At 59.8% G+C, this 17,941-nt stretch carries 15 protein-coding genes; 9 read left to right on the top strand and 6 right to left on the bottom strand.

From position 1 onward, the window contains the following. Positions 1 to 260 precede the first annotated feature (260 nt). Positions 261 to 1,574 (top strand): branched-chain amino acid transport system II carrier protein, encoded by a 1,314-nt coding sequence (brnQ, locus tag TRP66_RS04705; protein WP_333400199.1) that lies wholly within the window; start codon positions 261 to 263, stop codon positions 1,572 to 1,574. Positions 1,575 to 1,699: 125 nt separating this feature from the next. Here the strand turns inward: brnQ and TRP66_RS04700 are convergent, their stop codons facing one another. After that, positions 1,700 to 1,969, bottom strand: a complete 270-nt coding sequence (locus TRP66_RS04700) for a hypothetical protein (protein ID WP_333400198.1) — start codon at positions 1,967 to 1,969, stop codon at positions 1,700 to 1,702. A 347-nt stretch (positions 1,970 to 2,316) separates the two neighbouring features. Here TRP66_RS04700 and htpG point away from each other — a divergent pair, with 347 nt between their 5' ends. Further along, a complete protein-coding gene (gene htpG, locus TRP66_RS04695) occupies positions 2,317 to 4,224 on the top strand; it encodes a molecular chaperone HtpG (RefSeq protein WP_333400197.1) in 1,908 nt (635 codons plus the stop codon). Positions 4,225 to 4,305: 81 nt separating this feature from the next. Further along, entirely contained in the window at positions 4,306 to 5,031 is a 726-nt protein-coding gene (locus TRP66_RS04690; protein WP_333400196.1) for a dienelactone hydrolase family protein, read from the top strand. 65 nt (positions 5,032 to 5,096) lie between these two features. On the opposite strand, the gene TRP66_RS04685 is transcribed toward TRP66_RS04690, so the two are convergent. Together TRP66_RS04685 and oprI are read right to left on the bottom strand one after the other, a co-directional pair. Beyond that, on the bottom strand, positions 5,097 to 5,948 hold the full coding sequence (locus tag TRP66_RS04685; RefSeq protein ID WP_333400195.1) for a pirin family protein: 852 nt from the start codon (positions 5,946 to 5,948) through the stop codon (positions 5,097 to 5,099). A 95-nt stretch (positions 5,949 to 6,043) separates the two neighbouring features. Beyond that, positions 6,044 to 6,295: an outer membrane lipoprotei OprI gene (oprI, locus tag TRP66_RS04680; RefSeq protein ID WP_002553018.1), complete on the bottom strand. Its 252-nt coding sequence runs from the start codon at positions 6,293 to 6,295 to the stop codon at positions 6,044 to 6,046. A gap of 627 nt (positions 6,296 to 6,922) precedes the next feature. Between oprI and TRP66_RS04675 the strand changes: the two genes are divergently transcribed. Next, positions 6,923 to 7,204 (top strand): GNAT family N-acetyltransferase, encoded by a 282-nt coding sequence (locus TRP66_RS04675; protein WP_333400194.1) that lies wholly within the window; start codon positions 6,923 to 6,925, stop codon positions 7,202 to 7,204. Positions 7,205 to 7,260: 56 nt separating this feature from the next. Here TRP66_RS04675 and TRP66_RS04670 read toward each other — a convergent pair whose 3' ends face one another. Continuing rightward, the gene (locus TRP66_RS04670) at positions 7,261 to 8,337 is read right to left on the bottom strand and encodes a 3-deoxy-7-phosphoheptulonate synthase (RefSeq protein WP_333400193.1); all 1,077 of its coding nucleotides are present in this window, start codon (positions 8,335 to 8,337) and stop codon (positions 7,261 to 7,263) included. A 230-nt stretch (positions 8,338 to 8,567) separates the two neighbouring features. Here TRP66_RS04670 and TRP66_RS04665 point away from each other — a divergent pair, with 230 nt between their 5' ends. The 3 genes from TRP66_RS04665 (at position 8,568) to cysB (ending at position 10,652) form a co-directional block, all read left to right on the top strand. Continuing rightward, positions 8,568 to 8,903 (top strand): thioredoxin family protein, encoded by a 336-nt coding sequence (locus tag TRP66_RS04665; RefSeq protein ID WP_333400192.1) that lies wholly within the window; start codon positions 8,568 to 8,570, stop codon positions 8,901 to 8,903. Between the two features lie 128 nt (positions 8,904 to 9,031). Further along, on the top strand, positions 9,032 to 9,526 hold the full coding sequence (locus TRP66_RS04660; RefSeq protein WP_333400191.1) for a universal stress protein: 495 nt from the start codon (positions 9,032 to 9,034) through the stop codon (positions 9,524 to 9,526). A 151-nt stretch (positions 9,527 to 9,677) separates the two neighbouring features. Then, positions 9,678 to 10,652 carry an HTH-type transcriptional regulator CysB gene (gene cysB, locus TRP66_RS04655; RefSeq protein ID WP_333400190.1) on the top strand — a complete coding sequence of 325 codons (975 nt, stop codon included), beginning with the start codon at positions 9,678 to 9,680 and terminating at the stop codon, positions 10,650 to 10,652. Positions 10,653 to 10,710: 58 nt separating this feature from the next. Here the strand turns inward: cysB and TRP66_RS04650 are convergent, their stop codons facing one another. Further along, positions 10,711 to 11,448 (bottom strand): phosphoadenylyl-sulfate reductase, encoded by a 738-nt coding sequence (locus tag TRP66_RS04650; protein WP_333400189.1) that lies wholly within the window; start codon positions 11,446 to 11,448, stop codon positions 10,711 to 10,713. 269 nt (positions 11,449 to 11,717) lie between these two features. Beyond that, entirely contained in the window at positions 11,718 to 13,061 is a 1,344-nt protein-coding gene (gene pabB, locus TRP66_RS04645) for an aminodeoxychorismate synthase component I (protein ID WP_333400188.1), read from the bottom strand. Positions 13,062 to 13,415: 354 nt separating this feature from the next. On the opposite strand from pabB, the gene TRP66_RS04640 reads away from it, so the two are divergent. Beyond that, positions 13,416 to 15,692: an autotransporter outer membrane beta-barrel domain-containing protein gene (locus tag TRP66_RS04640; protein ID WP_333400334.1), complete on the top strand. Its 2,277-nt coding sequence runs from the start codon at positions 13,416 to 13,418 to the stop codon at positions 15,690 to 15,692. A 218-nt stretch (positions 15,693 to 15,910) separates the two neighbouring features. Then, positions 15,911 to 17,884 carry a hypothetical protein gene (locus TRP66_RS04635; protein WP_333400187.1) on the top strand — a complete coding sequence of 658 codons (1,974 nt, stop codon included), beginning with the start codon at positions 15,911 to 15,913 and terminating at the stop codon, positions 17,882 to 17,884. Positions 17,885 to 17,941 lie beyond the last annotated feature (57 nt).

Genomic DNA, 17,941 nt, shown 5'->3' with positions numbered 1-17,941 from the left:
CGTCTGATGCATTTTTCGCGGATGAATCCGCTCCTACGGGTCGGCGTACGCCTGCCTGTTTCAGGTGCGCCTCGTCGCGCCAATGCCCCTCGCTAGTGCGTTTTGCCGCGCTTTTCGTTAGGCTAGCGACCCTCCAGCGCCGTCCGGGCCCCACAAGGACCCGTAGCGCTCGCTGCCAGCCCTATGAGGGTAGGCGGATTTTTCCCTAACTCGCGGGAACACCTTCCTTCTTAATACCGATTTGGCAGTGGTTTTCCTTGATGAAAGTGTTGAAAGGCCAGGACATCCTGGCGCTTGGTTTCATGACGTTCGCGTTGTTCGTAGGGGCCGGGAATATCATTTTCCCGCCCATGGTAGGTCTGCAGGCCGGTCCCAATGTCTGGATTGCCGCGCTGGGCTTTCTGGTCACGGCAGTGGGTCTTCCGGTCATCACTGTCATCGCACTGGCGAAAGTCGGTGGTGCGATGGACAGTCTGAGCAGCCCCATCGGCAAGATCGCCGGCGGCATTCTGGCGGCGGTGTGCTATCTGGCGGTCGGTCCGCTGTTCGCGACGCCGCGCACCGCGACCGTCTCGTTCGAGGTCGGGCTGGCTCCGCTGACGGGCGAAAGCCCGATGGCGCTGTTTCTCTACAGTCTGGTGTATTTCCTGGTGGTGTTCTGGGTGTCCCTGTACCCAGGGCGTCTGCTGGATACGGTCGGCCGTTTCCTGGCGCCTCTGAAGATCATCGCCCTGGCGATCCTGGGCGTTGCTGCGTTCGTGCTTCCGGTAGGCGAGGTCGGCCCGGCTGAGCCTGCCTATGTGTCGGCACCTTTTTCCCAAGGGTTCATCAATGGTTATCTGACCATGGATACCCTGGGTGCGCTGGTGTTCGGCATCGTCATCGTCAACGCCATCCGCTCGCGCGGCGTTGAGTCGCCCAGGCTGATAACCCGTTACGCAATCATCGCTGGTCTGATCGCCGGCGTCGGTCTTGCACTGGTGTACATCAGTCTGTTCCGTCTGGGATCCGACAGCCATGCGGTGGCGATGGGTGCACAAAACGGCGCTGCCGTGCTGCATGCGTATGTACAGCACACCTTCGGCGCCATGGGTAGCGGTTTCCTCGCGGTGCTGATTTCCCTGGCCTGTCTGGTGACGGCGGTAGGTCTGACCTGCGCCTGCGCCGAGTACTTCAGCCGTGTCGTGCCGCTGTCCTACAAGTCGCTGGTGATAATCCTGGCGGTCTTCTCCCTGCTGGTCTCGAACCTGGGTCTGACCAAGCTGATCGCTTTCTCGATTCCGGTGCTGACCGCGATCTATCCGCCGTGCATCGTGCTGGTCGGCCTGAGCTTCTGCAAGGAGCTGTGGCACAACCAGTCACGCGTCGTGGCGCCCGTGATGCTGGTCGCCCTGCTGTTCGGCCTGGTCGATGCCATGAAAGGCGCAGGCATGGGCGAACACCTGCCAGCGATGCTGATGGACTTGCCGTTGAGTGAGCAGGGGCTGGCGTGGCTGGTGCCGGCCGTCGCCACGCTGGTCGTGGCAGTCGTCGTGGATCGGGTTCTCGGCGCACGGAAAGATGCGCTGGCGTGACCCTTCCGGTAAAACCGCCGATACACTTTCGGGTCGGTGGTTTTACAAGTTTTTGTTTCATGGATTCAAATAATAAAGCCCGCTCTAGAGCGGGCTTTATTATTTGTGTGCAAACCGGCCGTTGATTAACGGGTCGGTGTGGCTTCCGGAGCTGGAGCGGGAGCCTGGTTATTATTCTCGGTAGCGCGCTGCTGAGCGGCTTCGGCATTCTTCTGCGCGGCTTCCTGGCTTTCCTTGGCAGCGTCGTTCACCTTCTCCTGAGCCTTTTCCATCGACTCCTGGGACTGCTGGGCCGCTTTGTTGGCGTCCTGCTGGGTGTTTTCGGATTTCTTGTCGCAGGCTGCGAGGCCCAGAGTGGCGGACAGCATCAAGGCATAGGCTAAAGATTTACGCATGGGTACTTCTCCTTATTAAAGTAGCTACGAGCCTAAGAGCCTTGGCCGTGAAATTAAGTTCCGGCGCTTCGAAGATTATCTACAGACTTCGTACCATCTTTGTTCTGTTATATCCGGCCCGGGGAGTCCGGGGCGACACCAATAATCAGATGCGATTGATTCCTTTCTGAAACAAACCCGGCGTGCTCGGCGACCTGTCGTGCCCGGTGCTGCTCGCACCGCGAGCGACAATGGGTCCGGTCGCTCTTGAAATCTCGGGAGGCGTCCCCAACTTGATGACTACCCGCTGCCATCGGTCCAATGCCGGCCATGGCGGCTTCTGCCATCCAGAACGGAGTTTGATGACCATGAGTGTGGAAACTCAAAAGGAAACCCTGGGCTTCCAGACCGAGGTAAAGCAGCTGCTGCACCTCATGATCCATTCGCTGTATTCCAACAAGGAAATTTTCCTTCGTGAATTGATCTCGAACGCGTCCGACGCGGTCGACAAACTGCGCTTCGAAGCCCTGTCCAAACCGGAATTGCTGGAAGGCGGCGCCGAGCTGAAAATTCGTGTCAGCTTCGACAAGGACGCCAACACCGTCACCCTCGAAGACAACGGCATCGGCATGAGCCGTGACGATGTGGTCACCCATCTGGGTACCATCGCCAAATCCGGCACCGCCGACTTCATGAAAAACCTGTCCGGTGACCAGAAGAAGGATTCGCACCTGATCGGTCAGTTCGGTGTGGGCTTCTACTCCGCGTTCATCGTTGCCAAACAGGTCGAAGTGTTCAGCCGCCGCGCCGGGTTGCCGGCCAGCGAGGGCGTGCACTGGTCGTCGATGGGCGAGGGCGAATTCGAAGTCGCGACGCTCGACAAGGCTGAGCGCGGCACCCGCATCGTGCTGCATCTCAAGAGTGGCGAGGAAGAGTTCGCCGACGGCTACCGTCTGCGCAACATCATCAAGAAATATTCCGACCACATCGCGCTGCCGATCGAGCTGCCCAAAGAGCAGGCTCCGGCTGCCGAAGGCGAAGAACAGCCTGTTCAGGAATGGGAAACCGTCAACCGCGCCAGCGCCTTGTGGACCCGTCCTCGCACCGAAGTGAAGGACGAGGAGTATCAGGAGTTCTACAAGCACGTTGCTCACGACTTCGAGAACCCGCTGAGCTGGAGCCACAACAAGGTCGAAGGCAAGCTGGAATACACCTCACTGCTGTATGTTCCGGCCCGCGCGCCGTTCGACCTCTATCAGCGCGAAGCGCCACGCGGTCTCAAGCTGTACGTGCAGCGCGTGTTCGTGATGGATCAGGCCGAGTCCTTCCTGCCGCTGTACATGCGCTTCATCAAGGGTGTGGTGGACTCCAACGACCTGTCGTTGAACGTGTCCCGTGAAATCTTGCAGAAAGACCCGATCATCGATTCGATGAAGTCGGCGCTCACCAAGCGCGTGCTGGACATGCTGGAGAAGCTCGCCAAGAACGAACCCGAGCAATACAAGGGCTTCTGGAAGAAGTTCGGTCAGGTCCTCAAGGAAGGTCCGGCGGAAGATTTCGCCAACAAGGAAAAGATCGCCGGTCTGCTGCGTTTCGCCTCGACCTCCGATGACAGCGGCGAGCAGAGCGTATCGCTGGCTGACTACCTGTCGCGCGCCAAGGAAGGTCAGGACAAGATCTATTACCTGACCGGCGAATCCTGGGCACAGGTCAAGAACAGTCCGCACCTGGAAGTCTTCCGCAAGAAGGGCATCGAGGTGCTGCTGCTGACCGATCGTATCGACGAGTGGCTGATGAGCTACATGACCGATTTCGACGGCAAGGGCTTCGTCGACGTGGCCCGTGGCGACCTGGACCTGGGCAAGCTGGATTCCGAGGAAGACAAGAAGGCCCAGGAAGAAATCGCCAAGGACAAGGAAGGCCTGATCGAGCGTCTCAAGACTGCGTTGGGCGAGTCCGTCAGCGAAGTGCGCGTGTCTCATCGCCTGACCGATTCTCCGGCAATTCTGGCGATTGGCGAGCAGGACCTTGGCTTGCAGATGCGTCAGATTCTGGAAGCCAGCGGTCAGAAGGTGCCTGAATCCAAGCCAATCTTCGAGTTCAACCCGTCCCACCCGCTGATCGGCAAGCTGGACGCGGAACAGAGCGAGGAGCGCTTCGGCGACCTGTCGCACATCCTGTTCGACCAGGCAGCGCTGGCTGCCGGCGACAGCCTCAAGGACCCGGCCGCTTATGTCCGTCGTCTGAACAAGCTGTTGGTGGAATTGTCGGTTTGATGACCGAATGAAGGAAAACCCGCTTCGGCGGGTTTTCTCGTTTTGTATGTCCCGTTTTCTTGCAATGACCAGGAGTCAGCGATGAGCACCATTACCGTCCGTTCCGTGGTTCACCAGATCGATGGCGAACCCTATGAAAGTCGTCTGGTATACGACACCAACGCGCCGGCTCCACGTCCGGGTCTGTTGATGGCGCCCAACTGGATGGGCGTGGGTGAAGGCGCGGAGCAGATTGCTCGAAGCGTGGCCGAGCAGGGCTATGTCGTGCTGCTGGCCGATCTGTACGGTCAGGCGGTGCGTCCGGCCAACAGCGACGAAGCCGGGGCGGCCATGATGCCCCTCAAGAACGACCGGGCGTTGCTACGCAAGCGCATGACAGCGGCGCTCGACCAGTTGCTGAGTCAGGCGGGGGCGTCTCTGGATGCCAGCCGGATCGCGACCTTCGGTTTCTGCTTCGGCGGTTGCTGTTCGCTGGAGCTGGCGCGCAGTGGTGCCGAACTGAAAGCGGCGATTTCCTTTCATGGCACCCTGGATACCCCGAATCCCGCGGACGCGAACAACATCAAGGGTTCGGTACTGGTGCTGCATGGCGCCTCCGACCCGTTGGTACCCAGGGAGCAGCTTCCGGCTTTCGAGCAAGAGATGAACGCGGCGGGCGTCGACTGGCAGCTGCACAGCTACGGCGGTGCGGTGCATTCGTTCACCGACCCGCATGCCAATGTTCCTGGCACGGCCATGTACGATCCGCGCGTCGCTAAACGAGCGTTCAAATCGATGCATGATCTGTTGGGTGAGGTGTTTGCATAAAGCCAATCGCCAGCAAGCTGGCTCCTACACCGTCTGTAGGAGCCAGCTTGCTGGCGATCAGGTAGTCACGGCAACTCTATCCGTCCCACTTCTCCGGGCACGCTGGGCCAGTCTCCCGCTGCCCAGCGGGCGCGGGCCTGAACGATGAGCTCAGGATCGCTGGCCACGAAATTCCAGTTCATCCGCCGCGGTCCGTCCAGCGGCGCGCCGCCGATCAGCACGGCGTGACACTCGCTTTCGGCGCACAGGTTCACCGTCCGGCCGGGCTCAAGTACCCCCAGTGCTCTGGGCTCCAGCGGCTCACCTTCCAGCGATGCCTCGCCGTCGATCACATACAGCGCCCGTTCTTCGTGCTCAGCGGGAATCGACAGCGTGGTGGCCGTCTGCATCCTCAGCTCTGCATAAAGGGTAGGAGAAAGCACCGGCACCGGCGAAGTCATCTCGAAACCGCACCCCGCAATCAGGCGGATGGAAATGCCCATGGCCTCCTGAACCGGAAGTGTCTGCGCAGGGTGATGGCTGTAACGACCATCGCCTTGCTCATGTTCCTTGGGCGACGCCAGCCAGACCTGCAAACCGTGCAGCCGCGAACCGATGGCCTTCGATTCTTCGGGCGTGCGCTCCACATGCGCAATGGCGCGGCCAGCGGTCATCCAGCTGACGTCCCCTGCCAGGACCCGCTGGTCGCTGCCCAGACTGTCCTTGTGCTGTAGCTCCCCTTCGAACAGATAAGTCAGCGTCGAGAGTCCGATATGGGGATGCTGGCGAATGTCCATGCCCCGGCCGGGCGAGTAGGTCGTCTCCAGCATATGGTCGAAGAACACGAACGGACCGACGCTGCGGCAGCGCGCCGAGGGCAGGGGGCGAAGGATGGACTGGCCGGCCACATCCTCGGCACGGGGTCTGATGATGAGCACGGGGAGCCTCTCCGTTTTTGACAGGGCGATGGAAACCTCGGCGCAAAAAAAAGCCGACCCGCTGGAGCGGATCGGCTTTCTCAACCCCAAGGGGATTACTTGCGGCTAGCCTTGTCCAACATGCGCAGAGCGCGCTCGTTGGCTTCGTCAGCAGTTTGCTGAGCTTTCTGCGCGGCAGCCAGAGCTTCATCAGCCTTGCGATAGGCTTCATCGGCGCGAGCCTGCGAGCGAGCTGCTGCATCTTCGGTAGCAGTCAGACGAGCTTCGGTTTCTTTGGAGACGCTGCTGCAACCGGTGGCCAGAACTGCGGCCAGAGCCAGAGCAGAGAATTTCAGAACGTTGTTCATCGTGTTCCCCTTCAAGGACTTATTCTTCATGTTAGTCACCTCTCGAGAGTGAGAAAGTGACCGGCGTACATAGTACCCATTGTTTGTAGTAAGTAAACGGACCGAGCGCAAGAAGAGAACAATTTTCTTTGGGATGAAAGAGTTCCGCGTTACTTCTCATGCAGTCTGCTTAAAAACTATCCACCTTGCCGCGACAGCCCCCATCCGGCGCCAGACACTGGCGTCCATCACAAGCTGCCCCGGGTTGCAAGCCCTTGCAGTACGGGCGATTGCCATCCATGCCGGCCGCCCGGATCCGATCTGCTGCCCACCGTCGCGAACGCTGCGCGACAGGCCGGCACATCCTGAAAACTGCAGTGACCTCCACTCTTTACAGGCGTCACAATCGACAACATTTGCCCGCCTCAGGTTCAACCCGATTGCAATCGGATGTCCGGTCATGTCATTTGTCCCTGGTGCCGCTTGAGCATATTGCGTAATGACGCCTACTATCTAAGGGTGCTCTTCATTGGAGATCAGCCATGCTCTTCTCGGTGTCCAGTCAGGCACAGGGTGGCGTAGATGTTCCTTCGCCGGAAAAAGATCGGTAAGGTAGGGGTCCAATTCCAAGACCCGCGAGGAGTAATGATGAGCGAGGCGTTGTCCATCCACCATGATCAGACCGGCCATCAGTTCGAAGTCAACATCGACGGCCACCGTGCTTACCTGACTTATATGGACCTGGGTAAGCAGACCCTGGATTTCTATCGGACCTTCGTGCCCGACTCGCTTCGTGGCCGGGGTATCGCGGCGGCGCTGACCAAGCGCGCCCTGGACTATGCCGAAAGCATGGGCTACACCGTCATTCCTTCGTGTTCCTACGTCGAACGCTATATGGAGCGCCATCAGCGCCAGGCGGCCAAGATCTGATCGCTGCGATAAAAAAACGCCGGGCAAATGCCCGGCGTTTTCGTTTCAGGGGTGCTTCAACCGCGCTTGCGTCGCGGCAAAACGTCCTTGAGCTTGGCATGCATGCTGCGCAAGGTGGTTTCGGTGCTTTCCCAGTCGATGCAGGCATCGGTGATGGATACGCCGTACTTGAGTTCGGAGAGATCCTTGGGAATCGCCTGGCAGCCCCAGTTCAGGTGGCTTTCGACCATCAGCCCGATGATCGACTGGTTGCCTTCCAGAATCTGGTTGGCGACGTTTTCCATCACCAGCGGCTGCAGGGCCGGGTCCTTGTTGGAGTTGGCGTGGCTGCAATCGACCATGATGTTGGGCTGGATACCGGCCTTGTTCAGCGCCTGCTCGCACAGTGCGACGCTCACCGAATCGTAGTTGGGCTTGCCGCTGCCGCCGCGCAGTACCACGTGGCCATAGGCATTGCCTTTGGTGGTCACGATCGAGACGCCACCTTCCTGGTTGATGCCCAGGAAACGATGCGGGCTGGACACCGACTGCAAGGCGTTGATCGCAACGGTCAGGCCGCCATCGGTCCCGTTCTTGAAACCGACCGCCGAGGACAGGCCCGACGCCATTTCCCGGTGGGTCTGGGATTCGGTGGTGCGCGCGCCGATCGCCGACCAGCTGATCAGGTCCTGCAAGTACTGCGGAGAAATCGGGTCCAGCGCCTCGGTGGCGGTCGGCAGGCCCATTTCGGCCAGATCCAGCAGCAATTGACGACCAATGTGCAGGCCGTCCTGAATCTTGAAGGAGTCGTCCAGATACGGGTCGTTGATCAGGCCTTTCCAGCCGACCGTGGTGCGCGGCTTTTCAAAGTACACACGCATCACCAGATACAGCGTGTCGGACAGCTCGGCGGCCAGCGCCTTGAGGCGTTCGGCATATTCCTTGGCAGCCTTGAGGTCGTGGATCGAGCAAGGGCCGATCACGATGAACAGGCGATGGTCCTTGCCGTCCAGAATATTGCGGATCACTTCACGGCCCTGGCTGACCGTATGCAACGCCGCGTCGGTCAGCGGAATCTCGCGCTTGAGCTGATCGGGGGTGATCAATGTCTCGTTGGAAGCGACGTTAAGGTCGTCAATCGGTAAATCAGCCATCGGGTTCTCGTCAGGTCGCGGGCGCGGGCCGCCACAGTCATCTTGCATGTGCAGCCCGGCAGGTTTGTGCACAGCGGGGAGCCGAACCTTAGCGCGTTACCCGGTGTTTCGACAATGGGCAAAGGTGCCGCAGCGTTGCCCAAAGCCCGGGAAGCGTCGGCGGCCTCGGGTGGATTTGCAACGGGCAAGCCGGGCGGGGATAGTACACAGCCATCATCGAGGACGCCGCCGTGGACCAGTTGCAACTCACCGACTTCGACATCGACCACCAGCTGCTCGACCTGCCCGGCGCTTCGCTGGTGATTTTCACCAGTGCCGGATGCGCTGCCTGCCGCTGGGCCAGGGAGCGTCTGCCGGACCTCGACCTGCCGGTGGACCGGCTGTGCTGGGTGGACGCCGAAGAGAACGGCGGTGCGGTGCAGCGTTACGAAGTCTTTCATCTGCCGGCGCTGTTCGCGGTACAGAACGGAGCTTTCCATGGTGCCTTGCGCGCCTCGCTTCAGCGTGACGCCCTCGACCAGGCGCTGCGGGATGCGTTCCAGCGGACGCCGGACGAGCTGCCGTGAGCCGAATGTCGCATGGGCCCCGCGATCGTCGCTGAATGAGACGGAGCGCAAGTTCTCCCGCGTCCCGTATTTGAGCGCACTGCTAAGCTCAATCAATCTCCGCCATTCAGGCAGTCCGGGAGGGTCGTATGATTCGTTCGATGCTGTATGCCACAGACCTGGGTCTGTACGCGCCATTCGTAACGCAACACGCGCTGGCGCTGGCTCGAACCTTCAGTGCCGAACTCTATGTCATTCACGTCGTTGAACCCATGGGTCTGTTCGCCGAATCGGTGCTGCAGAGCTATCTGGGAGAGGATGCCTGGCACGACCTTCACAGCAGTGGCGTAGGTGCTTTCATGGATGCAATCGAGCAACGGATGCTGGACGGGTTTCGTGAAGAACTGGGTGAAGGCAACAAGGATCTGTCTTTCATTCGCACAGTGCGAGTCGTTCAGGGAGAACCTTCCAGTGTGATTCTTGAACAGGCCAGGGAACTGGCTGTGGATTTGCTGGTGGTGGGCAGTCATACCCGCCAGGTGAAAGAAGGCGCGTCGATGGGTCGTACGGCCGCCAGGGTCTTGCAGCTTTCCGATGTACCGGTCTACATGGTGCCCATGATGCAGAACAGAGGGCGAGGGTAGGGCGACGGCTTTCAGGATGGTGTTTCTTGAAATGGAGCGTGTAATCATCTCTCAAAGGTGATAAAAAGTTCTAGCGCGATTCAGTGCACCATTTATCCGGTTATATACCGTCGCTGATGCCCCTAGGGTTTATCTGCTTTGAGGGATACATATGAAGCTCCAACAATTGCGCTACATTTGGGAAGTGGCGCACCACGACCTCAACGTTTCCGCGACGGCACAAAGCCTCTACACCTCTCAGCCCGGCATCAGCAAGCAGATCCGCTTGCTCGAGGACGAGCTGGGGGTCGAAGTTTTTGCCCGCAGTGGCAAGCACCTGACCCGGGTCACGCCGGCAGGCGAGCGCATCATCACCACGGCTGGTGAGATATTGCGCAAGGTCGAGAGCATCAAGCAAATCGCCCAGGAATTCTCCAACGAGAAAAAGGGCACGTTATCGATCGCAACCACCCATACACAGGCGCGCTACGCATTGCCGCCGGTGATCAGCAACTTCATCAGGCAGTATCCGGACGTCGCGTTGCACATGCACCAGGGCTCGCCTATGCAGATCGCCGAGATGGCGGCTGACGGGACCGTGGACTTCGCCATCGCCACCGAGGCGCTGGAGCAGTTCAGTGACCTGGTCATGATGCCGTGCTACCGCTGGAACCGTTGTGTCGTGGTGCCTCAGGGCCATCCCCTGACCAAGGTGCCCAAGCTGACCTTGGAACTGCTGGCCGAATACCCGATCGTGACCTACGTATTCGGGTTCACCGGCCGTTCCAAGCTCGATGAAGCCTTCAGCCATCGGGGCCTGGTGCCCAAGGTCGTGTTCACCGCTGCCGACGCGGACGTGATCAAGACCTACGTGCGGTTGAATCTGGGGGTGGGTATCGTCGCCAGGATGGCGGTGGACGAGGAACTTGACAGTGATCTGGTGGTGCTGGATGCCAGCGAACTGTTCGAATCCAGTATCACCAAAATTGCTTTCCGTCGCGGGACATTCCTGCGCGGCTTCATGTGCGACTTCATCGAGAAATTCGCCCCGCACCTGACCCGTGACGTCATGGCCAAGGCGATTCATTGCCACAATCGACAGGAGCTCGAAGAGCTGTTCAGGGATGTGAAGCTACCCGTGCATTGAGAGACCCATGGTTGTGAGCCGAGGCCAGGAGGCTCGGCTCACAATTCCAGGACTTGCCTCAGGATTGCCGGGCAATCAGATTGCCGGCATGCAGACCACATTCCTTCTGCGTTGACTCTTCCCACCACCAGCGACCTTCACGTTCGTGCTGGTTTGGCAGCACCGGGCGGGTGCAGGGCTCGCAGCCGATGCTGATGAAGCCGCGCTCATGCAGACTGTTGTAAGGCAGCTCGAGCATGCGGATATAGCCCCAGACTTCTTCGCTGGTCATCTGCGCCAGCGGGTTGAACTTGTACAGGGTGTTCTCCGGGGTCGAGAACGCGCTGTCGATCTCCACAACCGCCACCTGGCTACGGGTGCCGGGGCTCTGGTCGCGGCGCTGGCCGGTCGCCCAGGCCTTGACGCCGGACAGCTTGCGGCGCAGCGGTTCGATCTTGCGGATGCCGCAGCATTCGCCGTGGCCGTCACGGTAAAAGCTGAACAGGCCCTTTTCCTTGACCATGGGTTCGAGCAGGCGCAGGTCGGGCGTCATGATGTCGATGTCGATCTTGTAATGATCGCGAACCTGCTCGATGAACCGGTAAGTTTCCGGGTGCAGGCGACCGGTGTCCAGGCTGAACACTTTGACGTTCTTGTTTAGCTTCCAGGCCATGTCCAGCAGTACCACGTCTTCGGCGCCGCTGAACGAAATCCACAGGTCGTCACCGAAGTGTTCGAAGGCCAGTTTCAGAATGTCCTGGGCAGACTTGCTGGCGTACGTCGCGGCCAGTTCGGCGACGTCGAAAGGTTGGCTCATCAGGCGGTTTCCTAATTTACAGAAGTGGCGCTTCGGCGCTCGATATGGCGGCCATGGTAACAAAATCCACCAAGACCTGTAGGAGCCAGCTTGCTGGCGATACTGGCGATGCTGGCGCGATACAGGTTGCTGTCGCCTTGCGACAGATCGCGGATGAATCCGCTCCTACAGCCGAATGACGAACACGGACCTTGTGGGAGCGAGCTTGCTCGCGATCTGCCGCAACGCGGCAGCAGAGCCGGACAGCGCGGGCTGTCTGGCAGACTGCGTCAGAGGTCTTCCAGCGTCTGCATCAAGACCCGCACCTTGGTGAAGGTTTCCTGATACTCCGCCTCGCATTCCGAGTCGGCTACGATGCCTCCGCCGCCCCAGCAGGACACCGTGCCGTCCTTTACAAGCAGGCTGCGGATGGCGATGGAACTGTCCATGTAGCCGCGCACGTCCATATACATCAACGAACCGCAATACAAACCCCGTCGCCTGGGTTCCAGCTCGTCGATGATCTGCATGGCGCGTATCTTGGGCGCGCCAGTGATCGAACCGCCGGGAAAGCTGCCGGCGATCAGGTCCAGCGCATCCCGGCCCTGCGCCAGTTCGCCGGTCACGCTGCTGACCAGATGATGCACGTTGGGATAGCTTTCCAGGCTGAACAGCTCGGGAACCTTCACTGAGCCGACCTTGCAGCTGCGACCCAGGTCGTTGCGCAGTAGATCCACGATCATCAGGTTTTCGGCGCGGTCCTTGGGGCTGGCAAGCAGCTCCCGCCCATAAGCGGCATCTTCCTCGGCATCGCGACCCCGAGGCCGGGTTCCCTTGATCGGGCGGGTCTCGACCTGGCCCTGGTTGACGCTGATGAAGCGCTCCGGCGACAGGCTCAGGATCGCGCCGCCATCCGGCAATGACACATAGCCGGAGAAAGGCGTCGGACAGGCCTCGCGCAATGCGCAGTACGCGGCCCACGGATCGCCGTCACATTCGGCCTGAAAGCGCTGGGCGAAGTTGACCTGGTAGCAGTCGCCGGCCTGGATGTAGGCCTGAATGCGCTCGAAAGCCACGCGGTAGTCGTCGCGAGAAATGTGGGCCTGGAACGCTGACGTCAGCTGAAACCCGGCTGGATTCTGGTCTGCGGGCTGAGCGAACAGCTCGCGCAGACGCCGGGCCTCGCCAGCCTCCAGCGAAGGGTGGCAGACGAGCTGGGTCGTGCGGGTCTCGTGGTCGGTTACGACCGCCCATGTATAGAGACCGATGCAGGCGTCGGGCAGGTGCAGATCGTCGACGGCATTATCTGGCTGCCGTTCCAGCCGACGTCCGAAATCGTAAGACAGGTAGCCCAGCACACCGCCGGCGAAAGGCAACTCACTGCCCTGGGGTAATTGTGCCTTGCCCAGCCGTGCCAGACCGGCGCGTAACTGCTGCAAATACTCGGCGCCCGTTTCACCGGTGCCCGCCAGCCACTGCTGCACCGGCCAGGCGCTGATAATGTCGAACCGGCCGCGCTCTGCGAGCGGGCGCCCGCTGTCCAGCAGGATTGCGCCGGGCGCATGCCGGACTTTGGCAAAAGCGTCCGCCGGGTTGACTGAATAAGAAAGCGGGTAGAGCGAGCAGGTAGGCATTTGTGCGTCGGTCGGGATTCAAAACCGCAGATTCTAATGCCTTGGCAGCGGTGTCTCATAGAGGCGGCCCGGTATAGGTACGCATATGTGCGCGGCGGACGTGCCATTTATATCCGTTCGCATTAACTATCAGGAATAACTTGGTTTTATACCGGTTCGAAAGGGTGCGATGACTTTTAGCTGCCAACTGTTTAGTTGCAGCAGTGCCATGCATCTTGTCGTTGTCGGGCGGGTACTACAATTCCATGGGACGTTTCCTACAGATAGACCGGTCATAGATTGCTAGTCTCTGGCACCCCTCTGATGAGCCGGGCCGAACTGGCTGCGAATTTCCTGAACCTGGTAGAACGGATAATGAACCCCTACAACCCATTCAAGCTGACCCCGCTCGTTCGCTCTTTACAGCGTGTTTGCATCGCCCCTTTGTTAACAGTCGTACCTGTATATGCCTTCTCCGCTGACTACACCGAGATAGTCGATAACCGGGAACTCACCATAGGTCCCACTATCTATCTCGCTAACTGGGACGTTCGGAACAACGCAACGCTTAACGCCAATAATGCCAAAACCGGCTTCATCGGCGCGGCGCGCTCCACAGTGAATCTCAACGGCACCGCCGTCGATGGAACCGGTGTGCAGGATGCGGTGCTGGTCGTCGATGGATCTACCGTGAATCTGACCGGGAGTACCGTCGGCGGGGCGCAAAGAGGCTTGACATTGTTCCTGCAAAACGGCGATCCGACCCGTGGTAATGATGTGACGGTGACGGGCAGTACCATTTCGGGTTCTGGCCGCGGTGTCTTCATGGCCGAGCACAACGTACTGAAGATCATCAACAGCTCGGTGAGCGGCACGGGCACGGGCGCAATCGGTCTGGAGGCATTCGGGGGCACGATCAGCGCGACCGGCAGCCACATATCAGGCGTTCAGAACGGTGTGTTCCTGAGATCGGCCGGGTCCGCTCCGCAGGGACACTCATTGACCCTCGATGGCAGCAGCGTGTCGGGTCAGACGGGCGCGGCGATCCGGGTCAGGGGGTTGGGCAGCAGCGCCCAGCCTTCGGTGATCAACCTGCTCAATGGTACGACCTTGACGGGCGCAGACGGCGTGATGGTGGAGGTCGATAACGCCAATATCGATCTGAACGTGGGCAACAGCGATTTGAACGGCAACCTCCTGGTTCGAAATGGCGGCAAGGCCTCCTTCAATTTCGATCAGGCGAGCATGACCGGCGATGTGACGGCAGAGGCGGGCAGCACCGCCAACGTCGTGCTCGCCAATGGCTCCGTCCTAACAGGCCGTCTCGAAAACGTCAGCAGTCTGGCGGTCAATAGCGAAGCACGCTGGGTGATGGTCGAGGACTCTTCGGTCGCCAGCCTGACGATGGATGGCGGCGCGATCAGGATGGGTACTTCTGACGCCTTCTACCGGCTTTCGGTGGAAAACCTGTCGGGCAACGGCACCTTCATCATGGACGCCGATTTTTCCCAGGGCCAGGTCGATTTCCTGGATGTGACCAGCACCGCGACGGGCAGGCATTCGCTGCTGGTAGGGGCCACCGGCGCGGACCCGGTGGCGGATTCGTCCTTGCACGTTGTGCACACCGCGGCGGGAGACGCGCAGTTTTCCCTGCTCAACGGGCCAGTGGACATGGGCACTTATACCTATGAGCTCAGCCAGAGCGGCAACGACTGGTATCTGGTCAACACCGGTAAAGTCACCCCGGGGACCAGCGCGGTACTTGCCCTGTTCAACACTGCGCCCACGGTCTGGTACGGAGAGCTGTCGACCTTGCGTTCTCGCATGGGCGAGCTGCGCATCAACGGCGCGCAACCGGGCGGCTGGATCCGCACCTACGGCAACAAATTCGATGCCAAGTCCGCCTCCGGAGTCGGCTATCAGCAAACCCAGCAGGGCCTGTCATTCGGTGCCGACGCGCCGCTGCCAATGGGGGACGGGCAATGGCTGGTGGGCCTGCTGGGGGGTTATAGCAAGTCCGACCTGGACCTTGATCGCGGCACCTCCGGTAACGTGAACAGCTACTACCTGGGTGCCTACACGACCTGGCTGGATCGGGACAGCGGCTACTATTTCGACGGCGTGCTCAAGTTCAACCGTTTCCGCAATGAAGCCGACGTCAGGTTGAGCGACGGCTCAGAGTCCAAGGGCAATTATGACAACAGTGCCGTGGGGGCCTCCCTGGAGTTCGGCAAGCATATCAAGCTGGACAACGATTATTTCCTCGAGCCCTATACGCAGTGGTCGGCGGTGGTCATTCAGGGCAAGGATTACACGCTGGACAATGGTATGCAGGCCGAAGGCGACCGCACCCGCTCGCTATTGGGCAAACTCGGCGCAACGGCGGGGCGCAACTTCGAGCTCGACGAAGGCAAGGTGGCACAACCTTATGTACGTGCCGCTTACGTGCATGAGTTCGCCAAGAACAACGAGGTACAAGTCAATAACAACGTGTTTGACAATGACCTGTCCGGATCGCGTGCGGAGCTGGGCGCGGGTATCGCGGTGTCTATGTCTGACCGCATCCAGCTGCATGCCGATTTCGAGTACAGCAATGGAGACAAGCTTGAACAACCCTGGGGGGCCAACGTGGGTCTGCGTTACAGCTGGTAAATGAGGGTGGCTGTGAAAAAAGGGAAGCGCAAGCTTCCCTTCTTTGTAACGTCCATTGGAGGAGGCGACCGTGCCCTAGCGACTATGCCAGTGTCCCAGAGAGTAAAAGCTTGGTTAACTTGCCCGGTCTGGAAGCGGTCGGGCAACCCGCCATCGAGCGCGTTCTCCTGACCCCTTCCGGTCCTCGCAAGACAACTCCCCACGGAAGGAGACTTGAAATGAGTTCGGACAAAATGCAGCAGGATGCCCAGGTCAGGCGAGAGTATCGCCTGGAGCAGATCAGACGCGGGAAAGCGCGTCGCGACCAGCAGAATTTGCTGGACCCACCTATCATCACCGACGCGATCCCCGATTACGACGGCTTACTGCCGGTGGACAAATTGCAGGCCGATCTGCGGGTGGGCATCCCGCTCTGGGACTGGATCGAGGACGGTTACAGTCCGGGAGACGCAGACACGATCACTTTGTTTCTGAAAAACCCGGACGATACCACGGTATATACAGGGGTCCAACAGTATCCCTTGCCGCTGGATGAGGGGACATTTCCGTCGGTCATTGCCGTGCCGCAAGACAAGATTCCTGCTCATGGCCACTACATCGTGGAGTATCGACTGACGCTGTTCACGGGCACCCCCACGATGTCCAACACTGCTCCGCTCATCATCGACAGCCAGCCCCCCTATTTCAATCCTGGTCAACCTGCCACACCGGCCGCCATCCAGATCCCCGTCGAGGTCGTTACCGATCAGCACCTGGCAGACAATGGAAACGAGCTGGTCTGTACGCTGCCCGACTACCCGGACAAGGCGCGTGGAGACCAGGTGATTGTGTACTTTGGATTGGAGATACCTGAGGACATCGATGCGGTCGCCCCTGTCGTGGGGCCTGTTGATGTGCCGGCCGATCTGAAGATCCATATCCCCGGTAGCGCAATCCAGGACCGGCTGGATGGTCATAACTACATCCTGTATTGGCTACGGGACAAGGCAGGTAATTACAGTGATATCTCGGAACCTGCCAGCGTCGATGTACAACTCGGGGTCATGCCTGAAGATCTCAAACCGCCGGAGGTTCCCCTCGCGCCGATCAGTCGCCTGGATGCCCTGGAACCTGTAATGGTCGAAATTCCGGCATTTACAGGGCCGGACAAGGTCACTGTAAAAGCGTTATGGGGAACGCCCCCCCTTGCGGAATTAAAACCAGGTCCCGCTCCGCAGTTCCCGCTCAGGATCCAGGTGCCGTGGTCGGCGCTTGAAGCTGAATACGATTATGCGGGTCCCGCCGACGCGCAGACGGTACGGGTCGCCTACCAGGTCTGGCGCGGACCTCTGGCCTTTCCTGAAGCCGGGCCACTGCACTTGGATGTCGAGGTCGACCTGTCCCTGGTAGGTCCGCCTGATCCCGATCCAGATCCTGTCAATCCGGACTTGCCGCGGGTCCATTTGACCAGCTCCACCGGAAATACCGACAAACTGACCGTCGCTGACAAAGGCCAGCCCGCAACGGCATCCGTGCTGCTTCACGCGTCACCGGAGAACGAGGAAGTCATTTCCCTGTGCTGGCGCGACGTGGTCGTGGACACCTTTACCGTCAATGGACAGTCGGAAGGGGACCAGATCGACTTTGATATCACCTGGGAGCAATTGCTGGCGGGGGGCAACGACCCCGCGTTTCCAATGCGCTATACCATTCGTGGCAAGGACGATGTCAACTTCCAGCAGTCTGAAGACACACTCGTGGATGTGGATATCGTAACGATCGACCTGCTTGAACCTAGTTTCCCCACGACTGATACCGCAACAGGATGGATCAACTGCGGATCCATCGATCCTGTCACCGGGGCATTGCCGGTCTTCATTCCGGGCAACAGCACCTGGCTCAAGGACGGAGACGAAATCACTGTCGTCTCCCAAGGGTTCACTCTTGCCGATATTCCTGTGGTTGGTACCGAGTCCTCGCTGGTGCATACATTGCAAACCGGTGAGGCCGCTGGCGGGGCGACGATCCTGATCGAGCCGTATGAGGACAAGTTGCTGCCTATCGTCCTGGGTAAAGTCCTGACCCGGTATTCCGCAGTCATCGACGGACAGCTTATCCATTCCCCGGTCACCACTGGAAGAGTAGCGCTCAACGACGGTACCCCCGACGGCACCTGCCCGATTGGCGTACCTTTTACGGGTTCGCCGCAATAAACACGTGACATCCCGCATCAGAGCCGTTCCGGTGGTCCGCCACTGGAGCGGCTCTGG

It is taken from the genome of Pseudomonas sp. JDS28PS106, from assembly GCF_036706555.1.
In the GTDB taxonomy this organism is placed as follows: domain Bacteria; phylum Pseudomonadota; class Gammaproteobacteria; order Pseudomonadales; family Pseudomonadaceae; genus Aquipseudomonas.
Note: the sequence above shows the minus strand (reverse complement) of the source record. Positions and strands in the feature narration are given on the sequence as shown.

Excerpts from the sequence above, each read along its gene's own strand:
- brnQ (WP_333400199.1), top strand. The coding sequence starts at position 261 with ATGAAAGTGTTGAAAGGCCAGGACATCCTGGCGCTTGGTTTCATGACG.
- TRP66_RS04700 (WP_333400198.1), bottom strand. The coding sequence starts at position 1,969 with ATGCGTAAATCTTTAGCCTATGCCTTGATGCTGTCCGCCACTCTGGGC.
- htpG (WP_333400197.1), top strand. The coding sequence starts at position 2,317 with ATGAGTGTGGAAACTCAAAAGGAAACCCTGGGCTTCCAGACCGAGGTA.
- TRP66_RS04690 (WP_333400196.1), top strand. The coding sequence starts at position 4,306 with ATGAGCACCATTACCGTCCGTTCCGTGGTTCACCAGATCGATGGCGAA.
- oprI (WP_002553018.1), bottom strand. The coding sequence starts at position 6,295 with ATGAACAACGTTCTGAAATTCTCTGCTCTGGCTCTGGCCGCAGTTCTG.
- TRP66_RS04675 (WP_333400194.1), top strand. The coding sequence starts at position 6,923 with ATGAGCGAGGCGTTGTCCATCCACCATGATCAGACCGGCCATCAGTTC.
- TRP66_RS04670 (WP_333400193.1), bottom strand. The coding sequence starts at position 8,337 with ATGGCTGATTTACCGATTGACGACCTTAACGTCGCTTCCAACGAGACA.
- TRP66_RS04660 (WP_333400191.1), top strand. The coding sequence starts at position 9,032 with ATGATTCGTTCGATGCTGTATGCCACAGACCTGGGTCTGTACGCGCCA.
- cysB (WP_333400190.1), top strand. The coding sequence starts at position 9,678 with ATGAAGCTCCAACAATTGCGCTACATTTGGGAAGTGGCGCACCACGAC.
- TRP66_RS04650 (WP_333400189.1), bottom strand. The coding sequence starts at position 11,448 with ATGAGCCAACCTTTCGACGTCGCCGAACTGGCCGCGACGTACGCCAGC.
- pabB (WP_333400188.1), bottom strand. The coding sequence starts at position 13,061 with ATGCCTACCTGCTCGCTCTACCCGCTTTCTTATTCAGTCAACCCGGCG.
- TRP66_RS04640 (WP_333400334.1), top strand. The coding sequence starts at position 13,416 with ATGAACCCCTACAACCCATTCAAGCTGACCCCGCTCGTTCGCTCTTTA.
- TRP66_RS04635 (WP_333400187.1), top strand. The coding sequence starts at position 15,911 with ATGAGTTCGGACAAAATGCAGCAGGATGCCCAGGTCAGGCGAGAGTAT.